Origin of the sequence: Citrobacter sp. wls711 (genome assembly GCF_005281055.1) — a bacterium.
In the GTDB taxonomy this organism is placed as follows: Bacteria; Pseudomonadota; Gammaproteobacteria; order Enterobacterales; family Enterobacteriaceae; genus Citrobacter; species Citrobacter gillenii.
Genome location: NZ_SZXC01000023.1, coordinates 74317 through 99846 on the forward strand (window position 1 = coordinate 74317; position 25530 = coordinate 99846).

Here is a 25530-nt window from a genome sequence, read left to right on the forward strand (position 1 = left end):
TTGAACAGAGGCGTCAATTTACACCCTCTATGATCCCTGAGTGATAGAGTCCACACTGACTCCATCGAAAACATCTGGGGGTGAACACAATGATCTTCTTACGCAAAGCAAACGACCGTGGTCATGCAAATCATGGCTGGCTCGATTCCTGGCATACCTTTTCGTTTGCCAACTACTATGACCCGAATTTTATGGGGTTCTCGGCACTGCGCGTGATTAACGATGACGTGATCGACGCAGGCCAGGGTTTTGGTACGCACCCCCATAAAGACATGGAAATCCTGACCTACGTACTGGAAGGTGCGGTGGAGCATCAGGACAGCATGGGTAACAAAGAGCAGGTACCTGCAGGTGAATTCCAGATTATGAGCGCCGGGACGGGGATCCGTCACTCGGAGTACAACCCAAGCGACACCGAGAAGCTGCACCTGTATCAGATTTGGATCATCCCGCAGGAAAACGGCATTACGCCACGCTACGAGCAGCGCCGTTTTGATGCCGCGCAGGGCAAACAGCTAGTGCTGTCGCCGGATGCGCGTGACGGTTCGCTGAAGGTTTACCAGGATATGGAGCTGTACCGCTGGGCGCTGCTCAAAGATGAGCAATCGGTACATCAGATAGCCGCGGAACGCCGCGTGTGGATCCAGGTCGTGAAAGGCAATGTCACCATCAACGGAACCAAAGCGTCCACCAGTGATGGTCTGGCAATCTGGGATGAACAGGCCATTTCGATTCATGCCGACAGCGACAGCGACAGCGAAGTATTACTGTTTGACCTGCCGCCTGTATAAAAATACACGGCATCCTTCAAGCTGCATCTGTGTTGGCTTTATTACTCGGCCCATCCATAGGTCTCGCCCCTTCGGGGCCGCTGTAAGCAGCGTTCAAATCTGCTCCCGGCAGATTTGTCGCTCACCCCGGGAGCGTACTTAATGTACGCTCCCGGGGATTTACTGCGTCGCCGCCTTGATGCAACTCGAATGATTTTGTGTATTTCTCACAATAAAAAACTCCTTTTTTTCTCTGCGAAGGTTCACGCATGTCCGTGGTAAACTCGGGGAATCTATCCCTTTTTAACGCTTCAGGACGATGAAAAAGAAAAGACCCGTACTTCAGGATGTAGCCGACCGCGTGGGCGTGACCAAAATGACGGTCAGTCGCTTTTTGCGCAACCCGGAGCAGGTCTCCGTGGCGCTGCGGGGCAAAATTGCCGCTGCACTTGATGAGCTGGGTTATATTCCCAATCGTGCTCCTGATATCCTTTCAAATGCTACCAGTCGTGCTATCGGCGTGTTGTTACCCTCTCTCACCAACCAGGTTTTTGCTGAAGTGCTACGCGGCATTGAGGCCGTGACTGACCGCCACGGTTATCAGACCATGCTGGCGCACTACGGCTATAAGCCAGAGATGGAACAGGAACGTCTGGAATCAATGCTATCGTGGAATATCGATGGCCTGATCCTCACCGAACGCAGCCACACCCCGCGTACGTTGAAAATGATCGAAGTGGCGGGGATCCCGGTGGTTGAGCTGATGGACAGCCAGTCTCCGTGTCTTGATATCGCCGTCGGTTTTGACAACTTCGAAGCCGCCCGCCAGATGACCGCCGCCATTATCGCGCGTGGGCATCGCCACATTGCCTATCTGGGAGCGCGTCTGGATGAGCGTACTATTATCAAACAGAGGGGCTACGAGCAGGCCATGCGCGACGCCGGCCTGGTGCCGTATAGCGTGATGGTGGAACAATCTTCTTCCTATTCGTCGGGTATTGAGCTTATCCGTCAGGCGCGGCGTGAATACCCGCAGCTGGACGGTGTGTTCTGTACTAACGATGACCTGGCGGTCGGGGCGGCATTTGAATGCCAGCGCTTAGGGCTGAAAATTCCGGATGATATGGCGATTGCTGGTTTCCACGGTCATGACATCGGGCAGGTGATGGAACCGCGTCTGGCGAGCGTGCTCACGCCGCGTGAACGGATGGGCAGCATTGGCGCTGAGCGTCTGCTGGCGCGTATCCGCGGTGAAGCAGTCACACCTAAAATGTTAGATTTAGGTTTCACCTTGTCACCGGGCGGATCTATTTAAGCCGACAAGTTTGACGTAGCTCACACTTATACACTTCGAGCACGAATGGATATTGCTTCTCCATTTGTCCGGCTGGACAATGTTACCGATAACAGTTACCCGTAACAATTCCTGATTCTTGTACCAGTGGGGGCAACGCTTTGAGCACGACTAATCATGATCACCACGTTTACGTTCTGATGGGCGTATCGGGCAGCGGTAAATCTGCTGTCGCCAGCGAAGTGGCGCATCAACTGCAGGCCGCGTTTCTTGATGGCGATTTTCTCCATCCGCGCAGCAACATCACGAAAATGGCCGCCGGTGAGCCGTTGAACGACGACGACCGTAAGCCGTGGTTACAGGCGCTCAATGACGCCGCCTTTGCGATGCAGCGTACCAACAAGGTCTCGCTGATCGTGTGTTCTGCGCTGAAAAAACACTATCGCGACCTGCTTCGCGAAGGCAATCCGAATCTCTCTTTCATCTACCTGAAAGGGGATTTCGACGTGATTGAAAGCCGCCTGAAAGCGCGCAAAGGTCACTTCTTCAAAACGCAGATGCTGGTTACCCAGTTTGATGCGCTGGAAGAACCGGGTGCGGACGAAAGCGATGTACTGGTGGTGGATATCGATCAACCACTGGACGGTGTGGTAGCGAGCACCATTGAGGTTATAAACCAAGGCAGTAAGTAGTGACTACATTAACGCTTGTTTTAACAGCAGTAGGGTCCGTTTTATTACTGCTGTTTTTAGTAATGAAGGCGCGTATGCACGCCTTCGTTGCTTTGATGGTGGTGTCTATTGGTGCAGGTCTCTTTTCCGGTATGCCGCTCGATAAAATCGCGGCCACTATGGAAAAAGGGATGGGGGGCACGCTGGGCTTCCTGGCGATTGTGGTCGCTCTCGGTGCCATGTTCGGTAAGATTTTGCATGAAACGGGCGCAGTCGATCAGATTGCCGTCAAAATGCTGAAATCCTTTGGTCACAGCCGCGCGCACTATGCGATTGGCCTGGCCGGTCTGATTTGCGCATTACCGTTGTTCTTTGAAGTGGCGATTGTGCTGCTGATAAGCGTGGCGTTCTCGATGGCGCGCCACACCGGTACCAACCTGGTTAAGCTGGTCATTCCGCTGTTTGCGGGCGTGGCGGCAGCGGCGGCGTTTCTGCTGCCGGGGCCCGCGCCGATGCTGCTGGCTTCTCAGATGCACGCCGACTTTGGCTGGATGATCCTGATTGGCCTGTGTGCGGCGATCCCTGGCATGATTATCGCCGGGCCGCTGTGGGGCAACTTTATCAGCCGTTACGTTGAGCTGCACGTGCCGGAAGACATTACCGAGCCGCATCTGGGCGAGGGGAAAATGCCGTCCTTCGGCTTCAGCCTGTCGCTGATCCTGCTGCCGCTGGTACTGGTGGGTCTGAAAACCATCGCCGCACGCTTTGTGCCGGTCGGTTCTTCAACCTACGAATGGTTCGAGTTTATCGGTCACCCGTTCACCGCGATTCTGGTGGCGTGCCTGGTGGCGATTTACGGCCTGGCCATTCGCCAGGGGATGCCAAAAGACAAAGTGATGGAGATCTGCGGTCATGCGCTGCAACCGGCGGGGATTATTCTGCTGGTGATCGGTGCTGGTGGCGTATTCAAGCAGGTGCTGGTGGATTCTGGTGTCGGTCCGGCACTGGGTGAAGCATTAACCGGAATGGGCCTGCCGATTGCCATCACCTGCTTCGTGCTGGCAGCGGCGGTGCGTATCATTCAGGGTTCTGCAACCGTGGCCTGCTTAACGGCGGTCGGTCTGGTGATGCCGGTGATTGAACAACTGAACTTCTCCGGCGTGCAGATGGCGGCCCTGTCTATCTGTATCGCGGGTGGCTCTATCGTGGTCAGTCACGTGAATGACGCCGGTTTCTGGCTGTTCGGTAAGTTTACCGGTGCAACTGAAGCGCAAACGCTGAAGACCTGGACGATGATGGAAACCATCCTCGGCACGGTCGGTGCAATTGTCGGTATGATTGCTTTCCAGCTATTGAGCTGAGGGCATTGCCCGGTGGCGCTTGCGCTTACCGGGCCTACAAACGAGCACATTTCCACACCGTAGGCCGGGTCAGGCGAAGCCGCCACCCGGCGTAATATGAGTGCGTCACCCCTTCATCCACATCCGTACGCCATCGAGGAACATCTGGGTTGCCATCATCACCAGAATCAGCCCCATCAGGCGCTCGAGCGCGTTAACCCCTTTCTCACCCAGCAAGCGCAGAAACAGCGACGACTGCAATAAAATCACAAACGTTCCACCCCAGGCGATCAGCAGGGCAATCACCAGATGTCCCATCTGATTCGGGTACTGATGCGACAACAGCATCAACGACGCCAGGATGGTGGGGCCCGCCACCAGCGGAATGGCCAGTGGAACGATAAACGGCTCTTCGCCTGCGGGCAGCCCGGTGCTGTTGCCGGTGGCGCTGGGGAAAATCATCTTGATGGCGATCAGGAACAAAATGATGCCCCCGGAGATGGAGACGGTCTCCGCGCGCAGGTTAAGAAATGCCAGAATTTTCTCGCCCGCAAACAGGAATATCAGCATCACCAGCAGCGCAATAAACAGCTCGCGAATCATAATTGCGCGACGGCGTTTCGGTTCAGTATGTTTCAATACGGACATGAAAATGGGCAGGTTTCCGAGCGGATCCATAATCAGGATCAATAAAACTGCCGCTGAAATGATTTCATTCATAACTCAAATTCCCTGATAATTGCCGCGGACTTTCTGCTTGCGAGCGCAGCGGGATAAGTCGCATTACTGATGGCTTCGCTATCATTGATTAATTTCACTTGCGACTTTGGCTGCTTTTTGTATGGTGAAGGATACGTCACAGGATAATGGCGTACATACACAGCACACATCTCTGCAGGAAAAAAACGCTATGAAAAATGTTGGTTTTATCGGCTGGCGCGGTATGGTCGGCTCTGTACTCATGCAACGCATGGTAGAAGAACGCGACTTCGACGCCATTCGCCCTGTTTTCTTTTCTACTTCCCAGCTTGGGCAGGCAGCACCGACGTTTGGTGCGACCTCCACCGGCATGCTTCAGGATGCATTTGATCTCGATGCGCTGAAGGCGCTCGACATTATTGTGACCTGTCAGGGCGGCGATTATACCAACGAAATCTATCCAAAGCTTCGTGAAAGCGGTTGGCAGGGTTACTGGATTGACGCGGCCTCTTCACTGCGCATGAAAGACGATGCCATCATTATTCTCGATCCGGTTAACCAGAATGTGATCACCGATGGTCTGAACAACGGCATCAAGACGTTTGTCGGCGGTAACTGCACCGTTAGCCTGATGCTGATGTCACTCGGCGGTCTGTTCGCCAACGATCTGGTGGACTGGGTGTCCGTGGCGACCTACCAGGCGGCTTCCGGCGGCGGCGCGCGTCATATGCGTGAACTGCTGTCGCAGATGGGCCATCTGTATAGCCATGTGGCCGATGAACTGGCGACCCCTTCTTCTGCTATCCTCGATATCGAACGTAAAGTGACAACCCTGTCCCGTAGCGGCTCCCTGCCGGTTGATAACTTTGGCGTCCCGCTGGCCGGGAGCCTGATTCCGTGGATCGACAAACAGCTCGATAACGGCCAGAGCCGCGAAGAGTGGAAAGGGCAGGCGGAAACCAACAAAATTCTTAACACGTCTTCCGTGATCCCGGTGGATGGTCTGTGCGTGCGCGTCGGCGCATTGCGCTGCCACAGCCAGGCGTTCACGATTAAACTGAAAAAAGATGTGTCGATTCCGACCGTGGAAGAACTGCTGGCCGCGCACAATCCGTGGGCGAAAGTGGTGCCAAACGATCGGGATATCACCATGCGTGAGTTAACCCCAGCGGCCGTTACCGGTACGTTGACCACGCCAGTCGGTCGTCTGCGTAAGCTGAATATGGGACCGGAGTTCCTGTCAGCCTTTACCGTGGGCGATCAGCTGCTCTGGGGTGCTGCGGAACCATTGCGCCGAATGCTGCGTCAGCTGGCGTAATGCGGGACTGCCGGATAAGCATATCGCCATCCGGCAGACACAGACCGTGTTTAAACATTGGGTGCTGAGTTGCCCTTTTTTTTGCGTAATACAGGAGTAAGCGCAGATGTTTCATTTTTTACCGGGAGTAAGATAAAGCATTGGCTATTCTTTAAGAGTGACTTAATACCGGAGGTATTAAGTTGTTGCCTGAAGGTGGGACGACGCAGAGAGGATGCACAATTGTGCTGCGCCGTTCAGGTCAAAAAAAGTGTCACTACCTGATGTCGAAAATCAGTTGGAAGGGGTGACACCATAAAACAGGATGACAACCATGTCCGTTCGTATCGATAGAGACGTGATTAATGCGCTAATTGCAGGCCATTTTGCGGATCCTTTTTCCGTACTCGGTATGCACCAAACTGACGCCGGACTTGAAGTCCGTGCTCTATTACCTGACGCCACCGAAGTGTGGGTGATCGAACCAAAAACCGGACGCAAAGTCGGCAAGCTGGATTGCCTCGACCCTCGCGGTTTTTTCTGTGCTGTAATTCCCCGCCGTAAAAATTTCTTTCGCTATCAGCTGGCTGTTGTCTGGCATGGACAGCAGAATCTGATCGATGACCCTTACCGTTTTGGCCCGCTTATTCAGGATATGGACGCATGGCTGTTGTCCGAAGGGACGCATCTGCGCCCGTACGAAACGCTGGGCGCACATGCGGATACCATGGACGGCGTGACCGGCACGCGTTTTTCCGTCTGGGCACCGAACGCACGACGCGTTTCGGTAGTAGGGCAGTTCAACTACTGGGACGGTCGCCGCCACCCGATGCGCCTGCGCAAAGAGAGCGGCATCTGGGAGCTGTTTATCCCCGGTGCACAGCAGGGGCAGCTGTACAAATACGAGATGATCGATGCCAACGGTCATTTGCGTGTCAAAGCCGACCCGTATGCCTTTGAAGCGCAAATGCGTCCGGAAACGGCGTCGCTTATCTGCGGTTTGCCCGAAAAAGTGGTGCAAACGGAAGAACGCATAAAAGCCAACCAGTTTGATGCGCCGATCTCTATCTACGAAGTGCATCTGGGCTCGTGGCGTCGCCATACGGACAACAACTTCTGGCTGAGCTATCGCGAACTGGCGGATCAACTGATCCCCTATGTGAAGTGGATGGGCTTTACCCATATTGAGCTGTTGCCGATTAGCGAGCACCCATTTGACGGCAGTTGGGGCTACCAACCGACCGGCATGTATGCGCCGACCCGACGCTTCGGCACGCGCGATGACTTCCGCTATTTTGTGAATGCCGCGCATCAGGCGGGGCTGAACGTGATCCTCGACTGGGTACCCGGTCACTTCCCGTCGGATGACTTCGGCCTGGCTCAGTTTGACGGTACCAGCTTGTATGAGCACAGCGATCCGCGCGAAGGCTATCACCAGGACTGGAACACGCTGATCTACAACTACGGTCGCCGTGAAGTCAGTAATTATCTGGTAGGTAACGCCCTGTACTGGATTGAGCGCTTTGGCATTGACGCGCTGCGCGTGGATGCCGTGGCGTCGATGATTTACCGCGATTACAGCCGCAAAGACGGCGAGTGGATCCCGAACGAATTCGGCGGGCGTGAGAACCTCGAAGCCATCGAGTTTTTGCGTAATACCAACCGTATTCTTGGCGAACAGGTACCCGGCGCGGTGAGTATGGCGGAAGAGTCGACCGATTTTGCCGGTGTATCAAGACCGCAGGACATGGGTGGCTTAGGTTTCTGGTACAAGTGGAACCTCGGCTGGATGCACGACACGCTGGACTACATGAAGCTGGACCCGGTTTATCGCCAGCACCATCACGATAAGCTGACTTTCGGCATGCTGTACAACTACACCGAGAACTTTGTGCTGCCGCTGTCACACGATGAAGTGGTACACGGTAAGAAATCGATCCTCGACCGCATGCCGGGCGATGCGTGGCAGAAGTTTGCCAACCTGCGCGCCTACTATGGCTGGATGTGGGCCTTCCCGGGTAAGAAGCTGCTGTTTATGGGTAACGAGTTTGCCCAGGGCCGTGAATGGAACCACGACGCCAGCCTCGACTGGCATCTGCTGGAGGGGGGCGATAACTGGCATCACGGCGTACAGCGTCTGGTGCGCGACCTGAACCACACTTATCGTCATCACAAAGCGCTACATGAACTCGACTTTGACGGCTATGGTTTTGAATGGCTGGTGGTCGATGACAACGAACGGTCGGTGCTGATTTTTGTGCGCCGTGATAAAGCCGGTAATGAAATTATCGTTGCCAGCAACTTTACGCCGGTACCTCGCCACGGCTACCGCTTTGGCATCAATCAACCGGGCAAATGGCGAGAAATCCTCAACACAGACTCGATGCATTACCACGGTAGCAATACCGGCAACGGCGGCGCAGTACAAAGCGATGAAATTGTCAGCCACGGTCGCCAGCATTCACTGAGCCTGACGTTGCCGCCGCTGGCCACGATTTGGCTGATGCGGGAGGGGTGATGACACAACTGGCAACCGGCAATGCCACCCCCCATGGTGCAACGTATGACGGCCATGGCGTTAATTTCACCCTTTTTTCGGCGCATGCCGAGCGCGTCGAACTGTGCATATTCGATGAGCAAGGCTGCGAGCATCGCTATGATTTGCCGGGGCGTAGCGGCGATGTCTGGCACGGCTATCTGGCCGATGCCCGGCCCGGTTTGCGCTACGGTTATCGCGTACATGGCCCGTGGCAGCCGCAGCAAGGACACCGTTTTAACCCAGCGAAACTGCTGATTGACCCCTGCGCGCGCCGGGTCGATGGCGAGTTAAAAGATAACCCGCTGCTGCACGGTGGAATGAACGAACCGGATCATCACGATAACGCGGCGATTGCCCTGAAAAGCGTGGTGGTGTCAGACCATTATGACTGGGAAGACGATGCCCTGCCGCGTACGCCGTGGGGCAATACCGTTATCTACGAAGCGCATGTTAAAGGGCTGACGTATCTGCACCCGGACATTCCGCAACAGATTCGCGGCACTTACAAAGCGCTCGGTCATCCGGTGATGATCGACTATTTCAAGCGTCTCGGCATTACTGCGCTGGAACTGCTGCCCGTGGTGCATTTCGCCAGCGAGCCGCGACTGCAGCGGCTGGGGCTGTCGAACTACTGGGGCTACAACCCGGTAGCCATGTTTGCACTGCATCCGGCCTATGCCTGCTCACCTGAACACGCGCTGGATGAGTTTCGCGATGCCGTCAAAGCGCTACACAAAGCGGGGATTGAGGTCATTCTCGATATCGTTTTGAACCACAGCGCTGAGCTGGATCTTGAAGGGCCGGTCTTCTCCCTGCGCGGAATTGATAACCGTAGCTATTATTGGATCAGGGACGATGGTGATTACTACAACTGGACCGGCTGTGGGAACACCCTCAACCTGAGCCATCCCGGTGTTGTGGAGTATGCGTGCGAATGCCTGCGCTATTGGGTGGAAACCTGCCATGTGGACGGTTTTCGTTTTGATTTAGCATCCGTCATGGGGCGTACGCCTGCGTTTCGTCAGGATGCGCCGCTGTTTACCGCAATCCAAAACTGCCCGCTGCTTTCAGGCGTTAAGCTGATTGCGGAGCCGTGGGATATCGGTGAAGGCGGGTATCAGGTTGGGAATTTTCCCCCGCCGTTTGCTGAGTGGAATGACCATTTCCGCGATGCAAGTCGACGCTTCTGGCTCCAGCGTAATCTGCCCCTTGGGGAGTTTGCCGGACGTTTTGCGGCTTCCAGCGACATGTTTAAACACCCTGGTCGCAAACCCAGCGCATCGGTCAATCTGGTGACGGCGCACGATGGTTTTACGCTGCGTGACTGTGTGTGCTTCACAAATAAGCACAATGAAGCGAATGGTGAGGAAAATCGCGACGGCACTAGCAATAACTACAGCGACAATCATGGTAAAGAAGGATTAGGCGGCACGCTGGACCTGATTGAACGGCGACGCGACAGCATGCATGCCCTGTTGACGACGTTGCTGCTTTCTCAGGGTACACCGATGTTGCTGGCGGGAGATGAACATGGTCATAGCCAGCACGGTAACAATAACGCTTACTGCCAGGATAACGCCTTAACCTGGCTGGACTGGCAGCAGGCAAACAGCGGGCTAACCACATTCACCGCCGCGTTGATTCATCTTCGCCAGCAGATCCCTGCCTTAACAGACGATCGCTGGTGGGAAGAGGGCGACGGCAATGTGCGTTGGCTGAACCGATACGCACAACCCTTAAGTGCGGATGAGTGGCAAAACGGCCCGAGGCAGATGCAGATCCTGCTTTCAGACCGTTTTCTGATCGTGATAAACGCCACGCTTGAGGTGACAGATATCGTTTTACCTGAAGGGGAATGGCATGCCGTTCCTCCATTTGCCGGAGAGGATAATCCGGTTATTACGGCTGTCTGGCAGGGACCTGCGCACGGACTGTGTGTGTTCCAAAGATGATAAAAAAGGAGTTAGTCATGGTGAGTTTAGAGAAGAACGATCGTGTAATGTTGGCGCGCCAGCTGCCATTAAAATCTGTTGCCCTAATCCTGGCCGGTGGTCGTGGTACCCGCCTGAAAGATTTAACCAACAAACGTGCTAAGCCTGCCGTGCATTTTGGCGGTAAGTTCCGCATTATCGATTTTGCTTTATCCAACTGTATTAACTCCGGGATCCGCCGTATTGGCGTGATCACCCAGTACCAGTCCCACACGCTGGTGCAGCATATTCAGCGCGGCTGGTCGTTCTTCAGTGAAGAGATGAACGAGTTTGTCGATCTGCTGCCTGCCCAGCAAAGAATGCAGGGTGAAAATTGGTATCGCGGTACGGCAGATGCGGTCACCCAAAACCTGGACATCATTCGACGCTATAAAGCGGAATATGTGGTGATCCTCGCGGGCGATCATATCTACAAACAGGACTATTCGCGCATGCTGATCGACCATGTCGAAAAAGGCGCACGCTGCACCGTGGCCTGTATGCCGGTGCCGATTGAGGAAGCCAGCGCCTTTGGCGTCATGGACGTCGACGACAGCGACAAAATCATCGAATTCGTGGAAAAACCGGCGAATCCACCGGCCATGCCAAACGATCCGACCCGATCTCTTGCCAGTATGGGGATCTATGTTTTCAACGCCGATTATCTGTATGAATTACTTGAAGAAGATGATCTCGATGACAACTCCAGCCACGACTTTGGCAAAGATATCATCCCGAAAATTACCGCAGCTGGCATGGCTTATGCACATCCATTCCCTAAATCCTGCGTACAGTCTGACCCGGAATCCGAGCCGTACTGGCGCGACGTTGGGACACTGGAAGCCTACTGGAAGGCTAACCTCGATCTGGCGTCGGTTACCCCGGAACTGGATATGTACGATCAGGACTGGCCGATTCGCACACACATGGAATCACTGCCACCGGCGAAGTTTGTGCAGGACCGCTCCGGTAGCCACGGCATGACGCTGAACTCGCTGGTCTCTGGCGGCTGTATTATTTCCGGTTCGGTGGTGGTGCAGTCCGTTCTGTTCCCGCGGGTGCGGGTGAATTCTTTCTGTAACATTGATTCGGCAGTGTTGTTACCTGAAGTGTGGGTCGGACGTTCGTGCCGCTTACGTCGCTGCATCATCGATCGCGCCTGCGTCATTCCTGAAGGTATGGTGATTGGTGAAAACGCGGAAGAAGATGCACGTCGTTTCTACCGTTCAGAGGAAGGTATTGTGCTGGTCACGCGTGAAATGCTGCGCAAACTGCAGATCAAACAGGAGCGATAATGCAGGTTTTACACGTATGTTCAGAGATGTTCCCCCTGTTAAAAACCGGGGGACTGGCAGATGTTCTTGGCGCGTTGCCGGCCGCGCAAATTGCCGATGGCGTGGATGCCCGCGTCGTGCTCCCGGCGTTTCCGGATATCCGTCGCGGCATTCCTGATGCGCAGGTCGTGACGCGGCGCGATACCTTTGCCGGACGTATCACGCTGCTGTTCGGCCATTACAACGGCGTCGGTATTTACCTGATTGACGCGCCGCACCTATACGACCGTCCCGGCAGCCCGTATCACGATACTAACCTGTTTGCTTACTCTGATAACGTCCTGCGCTTTGCGCTGCTCGGCTGGGTGGGATGCGAAATGGCCTGCGGGCTTGATCCATTCTGGCGCCCGGATGTGGTGCATGCGCACGACTGGCATGCAGGTCTGGCCCCGGCGTATCTGGCGGCACGCGGCCACCCGGCGAAATCGGTGTTCACCGTGCACAACCTGGCCTATCAAGGCATGTTTTATGCAAAGCATATGGATGACATCCAATTGCCATGGTCATTCTTTAATGTGCATGGACTGGAGTTCAACGGGCAGATTTCTTTCCTGAAGGCGGGGTTGTACTACGCCGACCATATTACGGCGGTTAGCCCGACCTACGCGCGGGAAATCACCGAGGCGCAATTTGCCTATGGGATGGAGGGATTGTTGCAGCAGCGTCATCGTGAAGGACGTCTTTCCGGCGTGCTGAACGGCGTTGATGAAAATATCTGGAGTCCGGAAACGGACCTGCTGCTGGCATCGCGCTACACGCGTGACTCGCTGGAAGACAAAGCCGAGAACAAGCGTCAGCTACAGATTGCGATGGGGCTTAAGGTTAACGACAAAGTGCCGCTTTTTGCAGTCGTGAGCCGCCTGACCAGCCAGAAAGGGCTGGATCTGGTGCTGGAAGCACTGCCCGGTTTACTGGAGCAGGGCGGACAGTTAGCGTTACTGGGTGCGGGCGATCCGGTGTTGCAGGAAGGTTTCCTTGCGGCAGCGGCAGAGCATCCGGGCCAGGTGGGTGTACAGATTGGCTATCATGAGGCCTTCTCGCACCGCATTATGGGCGGGGCTGACGTTATTCTGGTGCCCAGTCGCTTTGAGCCGTGTGGCTTAACACAATTGTATGGACTGAAGTACGGTACGCTACCGCTGGTGCGGCGTACCGGTGGGCTGGCTGATACGGTGTCCGACAGTTCGCTGGAAAACCTGGCGGACGGTATCGCCAGTGGGTTTGTATTTGAAGATAGTAATGCCTGGTCGCTGTTGCGGGCAATCCGGCGTGCTTTCGTGTTGTGGTCGCGCCCTTCGCTCTGGCGGTTTGTACAACGTCAGGCAATGGCCATGGATTTTAGCTGGCAAGTCGCGGCGAAATCCTACCGTGAGCTTTACTATCGCTTGAAATAGATATCCAGGAATCACCTATATGAATGCTCCATTTAGTTATGCATCGCCCACACTCAGCGTAGAGGCTCTTAAGCATTCTATCGCCTACAAGCTGATGTTCACGATTGGCAAAGATCCGGTTATTGCCAACAAACATGAGTGGCTGAACGCCACGTTGTTCGCGGTGCGCGATCGCCTCGTGGAGCGCTGGCTGCGTTCTAATCGTGCGCAATTATCTCAGGAAACCCGCCAGGTCTATTACCTGTCAATGGAGTTTCTGATTGGCCGCACGCTTTCCAATGCACTGTTATCGTTGGGAATTTATGACGATGTCAAAAATGCGCTGGAAGGCATGGGGTTGGATCTCGAAGATCTAATCGACGAAGAAAATGACCCCGGCCTCGGTAACGGCGGCCTCGGGCGTCTGGCAGCCTGCTTCCTCGACTCGCTGGCGACGTTAGGTCTGCCGGGCCGCGGCTACGGTATTCGCTACGACTACGGCATGTTCAAGCAGAATATTGTTGATGGCCGACAGAAAGAGTCGCCGGACTACTGGCTGGAATACGGTAACCCGTGGGAGTTCAAACGCCACAATACGCGCTACAAAGTGCGCTTTGGTGGCCGTGTTCAGATGGAAGGCAAGAAGATGCGCTGGGTCGAGACCGAAGAGATCCTCGCGGTGGCATACGACCAGATTATCCCGGGTTACGACACTGACGCGACCAATACGCTGCGCCTGTGGAATGCTCAGGCCAGTAGCGCAATCAACCTCGGTAAATTTAACCAGGGCGACTACTTTGCGGCGGTGGAAGATAAAAACCACTCTGAGAACGTCTCCCGTGTACTGTATCCGGATGACTCCACCTATTCCGGGCGCGAGCTGCGTCTGCGCCAGGAGTACTTCCTGGTCTCCTCGACGATCCAGGATATTTTGAGCCGCCATTATCAGCTGCACAAAACCTACGACAACCTGGCGGATAAAATCGCCATTCACCTCAACGATACCCACCCGGTGTTGTCGATCCCTGAGCTGATGCGCCTGCTGATTGATGAGCACAAGTTTAGCTGGGACGATGCGTTTGAGGTCTGCTGCCAGGTGTTCTCGTACACCAACCACACGCTGATGAGCGAAGCACTGGAAACCTGGCCGGTGGATATGCTGGGCAAGATCCTGCCGCGCCATCTGCAAATTATCTTTGAGATTAACGACTACTTCCTGAGGACGTTGCAGGAGCAGTATCCGAACGATACCGGCCTGCTGGGACGTACCTCGATCATTGATGAGTCCAACGGCCGCCGCGTGCGTATGGCGTGGCTGGCGGTGGTGGTCAGCCATAAAGTAAACGGCGTGTCTGAGCTGCACTCCAACCTGATGGTGCAGTCGCTGTTTGCTGATTTTGCGAAAATCTTCCCAACGCGTTTTTGCAACGTCACCAACGGCGTGACGCCGCGCCGCTGGCTGGCGCTGGCCAACCCGCCGCTTTCTGAGGTGCTGGACGAGAACATTGGCCGTACCTGGCGAACCGATCTCAGCCAACTCAGCGAGCTGGAACAGCATTGTGATTACCCTCTGGTGAACCAGGCCATACGCCGTGCGAAGCTGGAGAATAAAAAGCGTCTGGCGACGCTTATCGCCCAGCAGCTGAACGTGGTGGTGAACCCGAAATCGCTGTTTGATGTGCAGATCAAGCGTATTCATGAGTACAAACGCCAGCTGATGAACGTGCTGCATGTGATCACCCGCTACAACCGCATCAAGGCCGATCCTGACGCCGAGTGGGTGCCGCGCGTGAATATCTTCGCCGGTAAGGCCGCGTCGGCCTATTACATGGCGAAGCACATCATCCATCTGATCAACGATGTGGCAAAAGTGATCAACAACGATCCGCAGATTGGCGACAAGCTGAAGGTGGTGTTCATCCCAAACTACAGCGTCAGTCTGGCGCAGGTGATCATTCCTGCCGCCGACCTGTCTGAGCAGATTTCACTGGCCGGGACCGAAGCCTCCGGGACCAGTAACATGAAATTTGCGCTGAACGGTGCGTTGACCATCGGTACGCTGGACGGAGCCAACGTCGAGATGCTGGAGCATGTGGGTGCGGAGAATATCTTTATCTTCGGGAATACCGCAGAAGAGGTGGAGGCCTTGCGTAGCAAAGGTTACAAGCCGCGCGAGTATTACGAGAAAGATGAGGAGCTGCATCAGGTGCTGACGCAAATTGGCAGCGGGGTCTTCAGTCCTGAAGAGCCGGGACGCTATCGCGACCTGGTGGATTCGCTGATCAACTTCGGTGACCACTATCAGGTGCTGGCGGATTATCGTAGCTATGTCGATTGTCAGGACAAGGTTGATGAACTGTACCGCGAGCCGGAGCAGTGGACCACCAAGGCAATGATTAACATCGCCAACATGGGCTACTTCTCATCGGACAGAACCATCAAAGAGTACGCCGAGAACATCTGGCATATTGATTCAGTACGGTTGTAACAAGGGATAGGGCTACCTGTAGGCCGGATAAGGCGTTAGCCGCCATCCGGCAAAATGCCCGGTGGCGTTGACGCTTACCGGGCCTACAGGGCGCTCGTTGCCGGGGGCGCTCCGCTTGCCCGGCCTACGTTAATGCACTCTTGTAGGCCGGATAAGGCGTCAGCCGCCATCCGGCATTTTTATCAGGACGCCAGCGACAGCTGGTGTTTTTCAACATACTCCGCCAGCCACTGGGTCATGCGTGCCTGCTGCTCAGCGTTCAGCCACATGCCTTCTTTCGTGCGGCGCCACAGCGCATCGTCGGCGCGGCGTACCCATTCGTGATCGACCAGATACTTCAGCTCTGCCTCATAGAACTCGTGCCCGAAGTCTTCGCCTAACTCAGCAAGCGAGGTCGCTTCGCCGATGATCCACTCGGTGTTGCTGCCGTAGGTGCGCGAATAGTGGCGCGCCAGTGATTCGGTCAGGAACGGATAGCGACGGCGCAGTTTTGCCGCGTAATCTTCGCGATCGCCGCCGATGTCACCGCCAGGCAGGATGCACTCTTTGGTCCATGCCGGACCGATGCCCTGATAGTACGACGACAGTTTTTCCATCGCGTGCTCGGCCAGCTTACGGTAGGTGGTTAACTTGCCGCCGAAGACTGACAGCAGCGGCGCTTTGCCGTTTTCGTCGTGGATATCCAGCGTATAATCGCGGGTAATAGCCTGCGGCGAGTCGGACTCGTCATCGCACAGCGGGCGTACGCCCGAGTAGGTCCAGACGATATCCTCGCGGCCCAGCTGTTTCTTAAAGTGTGCGTTGTAGACCTGCAGCAGATAATTGATTTCGCTGTCGTCAATTTTCACTGCTTTAGGATCGCCTTTGTATTCGACGTCGGTGGTGCCGATAATTGAGAACTCATCCATCCACGGAATGACAAACACAATACGTTTATCTTCGTTTTGCAGGATGTAAGCCTGTTTCTGGGTGTGTACGCGCGGCACCACAATGTGGCTGCCTTTAATCAGGCGGATACCGTAAGGTGAAGGCAGGTGCATACCGTCGTCGAAGAACTCTTTCACCCACGGACCGGTGGCGTTAACCAGGCCGCGAGCCTGCCAGGTGTGTTTCTTGCCGGTATCGATATCTTCCGCTTCGACAATCCACAGACCGTTTTCACGACGAGCGGAGGTGGCGCGAGTACGGGTTAATACTTCCCCGCCTTTACGCACAACCATTTGGGCATTTGCCAAAACCAGTCGTGCATCGTCTACCCAACAGTCAGAATATTCGAAACCGCGCACAATCTCGGGTTTCATCACAGAATCTGCGCCAAAACGCAAACCGGTGGAACTTGGTAAACTGGTGCGTTTGCCCAGATGATCGTACATAAACAGACCAATACGGATCATCCAGGCCGGACGCAGGTGCGGGCGATGGGGCAGACGAAAGCGCATCGGGAAGGCGATATGCGGTGCCATCTTCAACAGGACTTCACGTTCAGCCAGCGCTTCGCTGACCAGACGGAATTCGTAGTGTTCCAGGTAGCGCAGGCCACCGTGGATGAGTTTGGAGCTGGCGGAGGAGGTTGCACAGGCTAAATCCTGCGCTTCCAGCATCAGCACGGATAAACCGCGTCCAGCGGCATCTGCCGCGATACCGGCACCGTTGATGCCTCCACCTATCACAATCAGATCTTTGGTTTCCATGCTGGCCTCTCGCACTTTCGTTATAGCTCATTAATGTTCGTTATCGAGCATAATAGCAAAGAATCGCGCCATTGGTAACATCGGATAAACAATTTACAGTGATACATATAACATTATGGCGTTTACCTGTGCAGGCGACGTACACTGCCAGGTAATATTGGTTACCTGCACAGAAATAATAAGAGAACATCATGGATCAGTTTGAATGTATCAATGTCGAAGAAGCCCATCAGAAGCTGCTGCACGGAACGGCGGTGCTGGTGGATATCCGCGATCCGCAAAGCTATGCCATGGGCCATGCGCCACAGGCGTTTCACCTGACTAACGACACGCTGGGTTCCTTTATGCGTGACCATGATTTTGATACCGTTGTGCTGGTGATGTGTTACCACGGCAACAGCAGTAAAGGTGCGGCACAATATCTGCTTCAGCAGGGGTACGATGCGGTGTACAGCATCGACGGTGGATTCGATGCCTGGCATCGACATTTTCCTGCGGAAGTGACGTTTGGTGCGTAAGCCCGACGCTACAGTGAAGTATGACGGATATAACAAAGATGCAGCCTGAAACGGGTAGTGTCGATATACTGTCCTCTTTTGTGTGGAATAAGCGACAGCAACGATGTTGATGATTACCTCTTTTGCTAACCCCCGCGTGGCGCAGGCCTTTGTTGATTATATGGCGACACAGGGCGTTATCCTGACGATTCAACAACATAGTCAAACGGATGTCTGGCTGGCGGATGAGTCCCAGGCTGAACGCGTGCGCGCTGAGCTGGCGCGTTTTCTGGAAAACCCAGGCGACCCGCGTTACCTGGCGGCCAGCTGGCAGTCTGGCCAAACCGACAGTGGCCTGCACTATCAACGTTTTCCGTTTCTTGCCACGCTGCGCGAACGCGCCGGCCCGGTCACCTGGGTGGTGATGGCCGCGTGTGTGCTGGTGTTTATCGCCATGAATGTGGTGGGCGATCAAACGGTGATGCTGTGGTTAGCGTGGCCGTTCGATCCCTCGCTGAAATTTGAATTCTGGCGTTATTTCACCCACGCTTTTATGCACTTCTCGCTGATGCATATCCTCTTCAACCTGCTGTGGTGGTGGTATCTCGGCGGGGCGGTAGAAAAGCGGTTGGGCAGCGGAAAACTGATCGTTATTACCGTTATCAGCGCCCTGCTGAGCGGCTATGTGCAGCAGAAATTCAGCGGCCCGTGGTTTGGTGGGTTGTCTGGCGTGGTGTATGCGTTGATGGGCTATGTGTGGCTACGCGGCGAACGCGATCCGCAAAGCGGTATTTTCCTGCAGCGTGGTTTGATTCTCTTCGCCTTGATTTGGATTGTTGCCGGTTGGTTCGATCTGTTTGGCATGTCGATGGCGAACGGCGCACATATGGCTGGCCTGGCTGTTGGTCTGGCTATGGCATTGGCAGACACGCTCAATGTGCGAAAACGAAATTGAATGAGAGTGTTGTGATAGCAAACTGTAGGCCGGATAAGCGTTAGCGCCATCCGGCGAAATTCCAGGGAACAATAATGAAACAAACACAACGACATGACGCGATCATTGAACTGGTAAAAAAACAGGGATACGTCAGCACTGAGGAGTTGGTGGAGCATTTCTCCGTCAGCCCACAAACGATTCGCCGGGACCTTAACGACCTGGCCGATCAGAACATGATTTTGCGCCACCACGGCGGCGCGGCGTTGCCCTCCAGCTCGGTGAATACCCCCTGGCATGATCGTAAGGCCACGCAGACGGCAGAAAAAGAGCGCATTGCCCGTAAGGTCGCCACGCAGATCCCGAACGGCTCCACGCTATTTATTGACATTGGTACCACGCCGGAAGCCGTCGCTCACGCGCTGCTGAACCATAGCAACTTGCGTATTGTGACCAACAACCTCAACGTGGCCAATACGCTGATGGTGAAAGAGGATTTCCGCATTATTCTGGCCGGGGGCGAACTGCGTAGCCGGGATGGCGGCATTATGGGCGAAGCCACCCTCGACTTTATTTCACAGTTTCGTCTGGATTTCGGTATTTTGGGGATCAGCGGTATCGACAGCGATGGTTCATTGCTGGAATTTGATTACCACGAAGTCCGCACCAAACGCGCCATTATTGAGAATTCACGGCATGTAATGCTGGTGGTGGATCATTCGAAGTTTGGTCGAAATGCAATGGTGAATATGGGCAGCATCAGCATGGTGGACGCCGTGTATACCGACACCCTGCCGCCCGCGGGCGTGATGCAGGTGATTGCCGACCACCATATTCAACTGGAGTTGTGCTAATCCAGCAACAGGCCCGGTAAGCGTTAACGCCTCCGGGCTAATTACACCCCGTACCCCATCATCTTCAACAGTTTTTGCGCATGCTGTACCGCGTCCTGGCGGTGAGCCACGCCGAGTTTTTGGTACAAATTGCGGATGTGCGTTTTGATGGTCGTCGCGGCAACGGCCAGCTCACCGGCGATTTGCTCGTTGCTGTAGCCGGAATAAATCAGTCCTAACACCTGCCATTCGCGCTGGGTCAGCGGACTGGTGCGGATAAGCTCCGGGACTTCGGGATGGGTCAGCAGACGCTCCACGAACCCTTCATCAAAGTGGGCGAATTTGTGGCGGTGATGCTGGTTAATTTCACGCAGAATGCGCTGGGCGCGATGCTGATCGAGTTCCGGCAGCGTATTAAGCTGGATTAGCTGGCGTAACTGCTGCGCCATCGCTTCGCCTTCAATCACAAAATGGCTGATAAACCCGGTACGATTCGCCAGCTGCAGTGCATCAAGTAACACCCGCTGTGCATCATTTTTGCGTCCAGCCTGCCAGTACAGCTGATTCAGCAACAACAGGTTGCGGTTGAGATCGCTCATCAGGCGCAGGTTGCGCGCATTTTCATTGAGTTCTTCCAGCACAATTTCTGCCGGTTCAAATTCACCGAGCAGGATCTGCGCGCGGGCAATGTTACGCCACTGACTTTGCAGGAAGTGGTTGTTGGCAAACTCCGGTTTCGGCGTATGACGCAGCCAGTTGGCGGCCGAATTTTTGTCACCGACCATTTGCCAGTAAATCACGCGGACCTTATCGGCATTGGAGATCCAGTCGCGGTGATAATGTCCGTTGCCCAGCAGGTTTTCCAGACGGTTGAGCAAGCTGCGGGCATTGTCCAGATCGCCTCGCGCCAGCGAACACTGTACCAGCAGTGCCAGACACTGTAGCTGCTGCTGCGGCTGAAAGGTGGAAAGCAGTTCAATGCCGCTGCGGGCAGAGGCTTCGGATTCGTCCAGCCGCGCCCAGGCCCACAGGAGCTGCGCGCGGATGCGTACCAGGAATTCATGCATAGGCAGCTGTTCCAGATGTTGCTCTTTCACCAGCTGGAAGGCTTTTTCCTGGGTTTCCCAGGCGGCTTGCAAAAAGCCCTGGGCGAATAAAATTTCGCTTTGTTGGATCAAACTCCACAACGCGTAATGCCAGACGTCATGATGACGCGCCATTTGCTCCGTTTGCTGCATTAATGACAGCGAGCGCGTCAGGTCGCCCTTACAGTGCAGGACTTCGCCGTGCACCGAGGTGGCGACGATACGGCTGTAGAACCAGGCGATCGGTAACTCATCCAGCGCCAGTTTTGCCAGACGCTCAGCTTCGTCAGGATTGCCGTCGTTAATCGCTACCTGAGCACGCAGTGCATTAAATTCGGCATGCAGCGTTGGTTCCATATCACCTTTCATTTCCTGCTCAGCGCGCGCCAGCAGGGTGTTCACTTCACTGTAGCGGTGCTGGCTCTGCATCAGCCAGGCCTGTAGCAGCACCAGGCGTGGATTTTCCAGCAGGCTTTCCCACGGCAGCGCTTTTAATGACTCTTCCAGTAGCGCCAGCTCGCTGTGGTTAAACAACCCCCACGCATGATTGAGCAGGATATCGCGCAGCATATGGGCGTCGCCTGCCGCCAGCGCATGGTGAATGGCTTCGCTGGGGAAACCTTGCTCCATCCAGCTTTCTGCAGCGGCGCGATGGAGCTCGGGGAGTTCGGCCGCCAGTTCCCACTGACAGCGCTGGCGTAAGAAGTTACCAAACAGCGGGTGATAGCTAAACCATTCGCCGATGTCGTCCATCCGCTGCAGGAATAGTCCCTGACGCTCAATCTCTTCCAGCCGCATTTGGCCGTTTTCTTCCCCGGTCACCCGGACAATCAGCGCATCGTTCATGGAGCGCAATATGGCGCTTTTCAACAGGAAGTGGCGGGTACTGAGATCCACGCTGTCCAGCACTTCATCGACCAGATAATCTGATAAATGGCTGGCGTTGATCCCGGCCAGGCGTCGTGCCGACTGGTGCGCGGAATGATTGTTCTGGCGTGCGGAAAGGGCGATCAGCTGTAATGCGGTAGCCCACCCGGCGACGTCATCGCACATGCGGCTGCTTTCCGCCGCTTCAATGGGGGAGGATAAACGTCGATCGAAGAACTGTTTCGCTTCCTGATGGTTGAAGGCCAGCTGTTGGCTGCCGATTTCCAATAGCTGATCGCGCACCCGCAGATTGGCAATACCCAGCTGTGGTAAGTTACGTGACAGCACCACCAGCGTGAGATTCTCAGGTTGGTGGCGCAGGAAAAAACGCATGGCTTCGTGGATGGCCGGATTAGAGATTAAGTGATAATCATCCACCACCAGGTACAGCGGACGATGCCATTCCGCCAGTTCAATGAAGAGCTGAGCAAACAGTGAGGTCAGGCTGGCGTACTGGCGTTTTTGTACCATGGCTTCACTGGTCGTACAGTGTCCACCGGTCGCCTGTTGGATAGCGGCAATCAAATAGCTGGCAAAGCGTTCCTGCTGGTTATCACCTTCATCCAGTGAGAACCAGCCCAGTTCATTTTTCCCCGCCGCCCACTGTGAAACCAGCGTCGTTTTTCCATAACCAGCAGGACTTGTTACCAGGGCGAGCCTGAAATTGTTCGCGCCGGAAAGTTTAGCCAACAGGCGCTCACGAACCACCGTATGGTCGAGACGAACCGGACGACTTAATTTAGACGGAATCAACATATGTTAGTCACTTCACTGTGTGAAAATGGGGAAAATGATTTTTTTTGCGCTTCGTAATTAATAGCTATAAAGTCGGCCAGAAAGTCATTTTATGCAAGCTAAGCGGGTTTTTTGTGTGTCTGAATTTGCACTATGTCACAATTCTATACATCTATTGCAATAATTGCTCTTAGGGGCCACAAAGGCCGTGGCGACTGGGTTTGGCGTTATTCTGATGGTCGCGAAAATACCCACTCGTTTTTTATGACTCGTGTATTGTCCAGAATGTTGTCATGGGTATTTGCGATCGACTTAAAACTTTCGTGTGAAATATCTTAATCACTATATGTATTTCAGGTTAGAAACTGTTCTCTGTTTACATATTTTTTCTCAACCGTATCCCGCTATTTGATATTGTCTGCTGAATCCGTTTGGTTAATGCGAAAAACCTGTCGCATTGGCAGGTATTTTATGTGGGTATTCTGCGTAACGACGGGCAATACCCTCTCCTTTAAGTGGCGGCGATCACATTTTTATGCTCATCCCCGCACCTCCTCCCTCCCTAATCCTCACCAGGATGAGGAAGGTCAACATTGAGCCTGGCAAACTAGCGATAACGTTGTTTATTACCTAAAGGATCTGGAACCTCTATGTCACAGCCAACCTTCAACAAAGATCTCTTTCAGGCGGCCCTGACTCGTCAGTGGCAGCGCTTTGGTTTACTGTCGGCTCACGAAATGACGTCACGTCAGTGGTGGCAGGCCGTGAGTGGGGCGTTGGCTGAATTGCTCAGCGCCCAGCCTGCGGTGAAACCCGCTAAAAACCAGCGCCATGTTAACTACATTTCGATGGAATTTTTGATCGGTCGCCTGACGGGCAACAACCTGCTAAACCTGGGCTGGTATCAGGGAGTGAGCGATGAGCTGAAAGCGCACGACATCAATCTGACCGACCTGCTGGAAGAAGAAACCGACCCGGCGCTGGGTAACGGTGGGCTGGGACGCCTGGCGGCCTGCTTCCTCGACTCAATGGCAACGGTGGGGCAATCCGCGACGGGCTACGGCCTGAATTACCAGTACGGCCTGTTCCGTCAGTCGTTTGCTGATGGCCAACAGATGGAAGCGCCGGACGACTGGCATCGCGGAAGCTATCCGTGGTTCCGTCATAACGAGGCGCTGGATGTGCAGGTCGGTATTGGCGGCAAAGTCAGCAAAGAAGGTCACTGGACGCCCGGGTTTATCATCACCGGCCAGGCCTGGGATCTGCCGGTGCTCGGTTATCGTAACGGCGTGGCGCAACCGCTGCGTCTGTGGCAGGCCAGCCACGCGCATCCGTTTAACCTGACCAAATTCAACGACGGCGATTTCCTGCGTGCAGAGCAGCAAGGTATCGACGCTGAAAAACTGACTAAAGTGCTGTACCCGAACGATAACCACACGGCGGGCAAGAAGCTGCGCCTGATGCAGCAGTACTTCCAGTGTGCTTGTTCGGTAGCCGATATTCTGCGCCGTCATCACCTGGCAGGGCGTAAGCTGCATCAACTGGCTGATTTCGAAGTCATTCAGCTGAACGACACCCACCCGACCATCGCCATTCCTGAGCTGCTGCGCGTTCTGATTGACGAGCATCAGATGAGCTGGGAAGACGCGTGGGCGATTACCAGCAAAACGTTCGCGTATACCAACCATACGCTGATGCCGGAAGCGCTGGAGTGCTGGGATGAGAAACTGATAAAAGCGCTGCTGCCGCGCCATATGCAAATCATCAAAGAGATTAACGACCGCTTTAAGACGTTGGTGGATAAAACCTGGCCTGGCGACGATGCGGTTTGGGCGAAGCTGGCAGTCGTGCACAACAAGCAGGTACGCATGGCGAACCTGTGCGTGGTTAGCGGCTTTGCTGTTAACGGCGTAGCGGCGCTGCACTCTGATCTGGTCGTGAAAGACTTGTTCCCGGAATATCACCAGCTGTGGCCGAACAAATTCCATAACGTGACTAACGGTATTACGCCGCGCCGCTGGATTAAACAGTGCAACCCGGCACTTGCTGCGTTGTTGGATAAATCGCTGAAGAAAGAGTGGGCCAACGATCTTGACCAGTTGATCAACCTGGAAAAATACGCCGACGACGCTAAGTTCCGTCAGCAGTATCGCGACATCAAGCTGGCGAACAAACAGCGTCTGGTGGCGTTTATTAAAGCGCGTACCGGTATTGAGATAACCACCGACGCCATCTTTGATATTCAGATCAAACGTCTGCATGAGTACAAACGCCAGCACCTGAATCTGCTGCATATTCTGGCGTTGTACAAAGAAATTCGAGAGAACCCGCAGGCAGATCGCGTCCCGCGCGTATTCCTGTTTGGCGCGAAAGCGGCACCGGGTTACTACCTGGCGAAGAACATCATCTTTGCTATCAACAAAGTGGCGGAAACCATTAATAACGATCCGCACGTCGGCGACAAGTTGAAGGTGGTATTCCTGCAGGATTACTGTGTCTCAGCGGCGGAAATGCTGATCCCGGCGGCGGATATCTCTGAGCAGATCTCGACGGCGGGCAAAGAAGCGTCCGGCACCGGCAACATGAAGCTGGCGCTGAACGGAGCATTAACGGTGGGCACGCTGGACGGGGCTAACGTCGAAATCGCCGAGAAAGTGGGTGATGAAAACATCTTTATCTTTGGCCACACCGTGGAAGAGGTGAAGGCGCTGAAGGCGAAAGGCTATGACCCGGTGAAATGGCGCAAGAAAGACAAAGTGCTGGATGCGGTACTGAAAGAGCTGGAAAGCGGCAAATACAGCAACGGTGATAAACACGCCTTTGATCAGATGTTGCACAGCATCGGTAAGCAGGGCGGTGACCCGTATCTGGTGATGGCCGACTTCGCCGCCTACGTTGAAGCCCAGAAGCAGGTTGATGTGTTGTACCGTGACCAGGAGGCCTGGACCCGGGCGGCGATCCTGAATACCGCACGCTGTGGCATGTTCAGCTCGGATCGCTCCATCCGCGATTATCAGGCTCGTATCTGGCAGGCAAAACGCTAATAAGGAACC

At 54.7% G+C, this 25530-nt stretch carries 17 protein-coding genes; 14 read left to right on the forward strand and 3 right to left on the reverse strand.

The features are described 5' to 3' along the window. Positions 1-89 precede the first annotated feature (89 nt). The 4 genes from yhhW (at position 90) to gntU (ending at position 4096) form a co-directional block, all read left to right on the forward strand. On the forward strand, positions 90-791 hold the full coding sequence (gene yhhW, locus FDW98_RS08905) for a quercetin 2,3-dioxygenase (RefSeq protein ID WP_096759244.1): 702 nt from the start codon (positions 90-92) through the stop codon (positions 789-791). 298 nt (positions 792-1089) lie between these two features. After that, on the forward strand, positions 1090-2085 hold the full coding sequence (gene gntR / locus FDW98_RS08910; RefSeq protein WP_096759245.1) for a gluconate operon transcriptional repressor GntR: 996 nt from the start codon (positions 1090-1092) through the stop codon (positions 2083-2085). 140 nt (positions 2086-2225) lie between these two features. Continuing rightward, complete coding sequence (gene gntK / locus FDW98_RS08915; protein ID WP_096759246.1) at positions 2226-2756, forward strand: gluconokinase; 531 nt, start codon at positions 2226-2228, stop codon at positions 2754-2756. Further along, positions 2756-4096 carry a gluconate transporter gene (gntU, locus tag FDW98_RS08920; RefSeq protein WP_096759247.1) on the forward strand — a complete coding sequence of 447 codons (1341 nt, stop codon included), beginning with the start codon at positions 2756-2758 and terminating at the stop codon, positions 4094-4096. The genes gntK and gntU overlap by 1 nt, the downstream gene beginning before the upstream one ends. 105 nt (positions 4097-4201) lie before the next feature. On the opposite strand, the gene yhgN is transcribed toward gntU, so the two are convergent. Next, complete coding sequence (yhgN, locus tag FDW98_RS08925) at positions 4202-4795, reverse strand: NAAT family transporter YhgN (protein ID WP_003023480.1); 594 nt, start codon at positions 4793-4795, stop codon at positions 4202-4204. A gap of 190 nt (positions 4796-4985) precedes the next feature. Here yhgN and asd point away from each other — a divergent pair, with 190 nt between their 5' ends. From asd to glgP, 6 genes are all read left to right on the forward strand, one after another. Then, a complete protein-coding gene (asd, locus tag FDW98_RS08930; RefSeq protein ID WP_096759248.1) occupies positions 4986-6092 on the forward strand; it encodes an aspartate-semialdehyde dehydrogenase in 1107 nt (368 codons plus the stop codon). A gap of 313 nt (positions 6093-6405) precedes the next feature. Further along, complete coding sequence (gene glgB / locus FDW98_RS08940) at positions 6406-8589, forward strand: 1,4-alpha-glucan branching enzyme (RefSeq protein WP_096759249.1); 2184 nt, start codon at positions 6406-6408, stop codon at positions 8587-8589. After that, positions 8589-10562, forward strand: coding sequence for a glycogen debranching protein GlgX (gene glgX, locus FDW98_RS08945; RefSeq protein WP_096759250.1), 1974 nt, complete (start codon positions 8589-8591; stop codon positions 10560-10562). Before glgB ends, glgX begins: the two co-directional genes overlap by 1 nt. Positions 10563-10579: 17 nt before the next feature. After that, positions 10580-11875, forward strand: a complete 1296-nt coding sequence (glgC, locus tag FDW98_RS08950; protein WP_096759251.1) for a glucose-1-phosphate adenylyltransferase — start codon at positions 10580-10582, stop codon at positions 11873-11875. Further along, the gene (gene glgA, locus FDW98_RS08955; protein ID WP_096759252.1) at positions 11875-13308 is read left to right on the forward strand and encodes a glycogen synthase GlgA; all 1434 of its coding nucleotides are present in this window, start codon (positions 11875-11877) and stop codon (positions 13306-13308) included. Before glgC ends, glgA begins: the two co-directional genes overlap by 1 nt. 19 nt (positions 13309-13327) lie before the next feature. Continuing rightward, positions 13328-15775, forward strand: coding sequence for a glycogen phosphorylase (gene glgP, locus FDW98_RS08960; protein ID WP_096759253.1), 2448 nt, complete (start codon positions 13328-13330; stop codon positions 15773-15775). A gap of 182 nt (positions 15776-15957) precedes the next feature. On the opposite strand, the gene glpD is transcribed toward glgP, so the two are convergent. After that, a complete protein-coding gene (gene glpD, locus FDW98_RS08965; protein WP_096759254.1) occupies positions 15958-17466 on the reverse strand; it encodes a glycerol-3-phosphate dehydrogenase in 1509 nt (502 codons plus the stop codon). A 191-nt stretch (positions 17467-17657) separates the two neighbouring features. Between glpD and glpE the strand changes: the two genes are divergently transcribed. The 3 genes from glpE to FDW98_RS08980 all read left to right on the forward strand — a co-directional run bounded on the left by glpE (position 17658) and on the right by FDW98_RS08980 (position 19751). After that, the gene (gene glpE / locus FDW98_RS08970; protein ID WP_096759255.1) at positions 17658-17984 is read left to right on the forward strand and encodes a thiosulfate sulfurtransferase GlpE; all 327 of its coding nucleotides are present in this window, start codon (positions 17658-17660) and stop codon (positions 17982-17984) included. 103 nt (positions 17985-18087) lie between these two features. Next, positions 18088-18918 (forward strand): rhomboid family intramembrane serine protease GlpG, encoded by an 831-nt coding sequence (gene glpG / locus FDW98_RS08975; protein WP_096759256.1) that lies wholly within the window; start codon positions 18088-18090, stop codon positions 18916-18918. A 74-nt stretch (positions 18919-18992) separates the two neighbouring features. Then, entirely contained in the window at positions 18993-19751 is a 759-nt protein-coding gene (locus tag FDW98_RS08980) for a DeoR/GlpR family transcriptional regulator (protein ID WP_096759257.1), read from the forward strand. Positions 19752-19792: 41 nt separating this feature from the next. Here FDW98_RS08980 and malT read toward each other — a convergent pair whose 3' ends face one another. Beyond that, positions 19793-22498: an HTH-type transcriptional regulator MalT gene (gene malT, locus FDW98_RS08985; protein WP_096759258.1), complete on the reverse strand. Its 2706-nt coding sequence runs from the start codon at positions 22496-22498 to the stop codon at positions 19793-19795. 629 nt (positions 22499-23127) lie between these two features. Here malT and malP point away from each other — a divergent pair. Continuing rightward, complete coding sequence (gene malP / locus FDW98_RS08990; protein ID WP_096759259.1) at positions 23128-25521, forward strand: maltodextrin phosphorylase; 2394 nt, start codon at positions 23128-23130, stop codon at positions 25519-25521. The last annotated feature ends 9 nt before the right edge of the window (positions 25522-25530 follow it).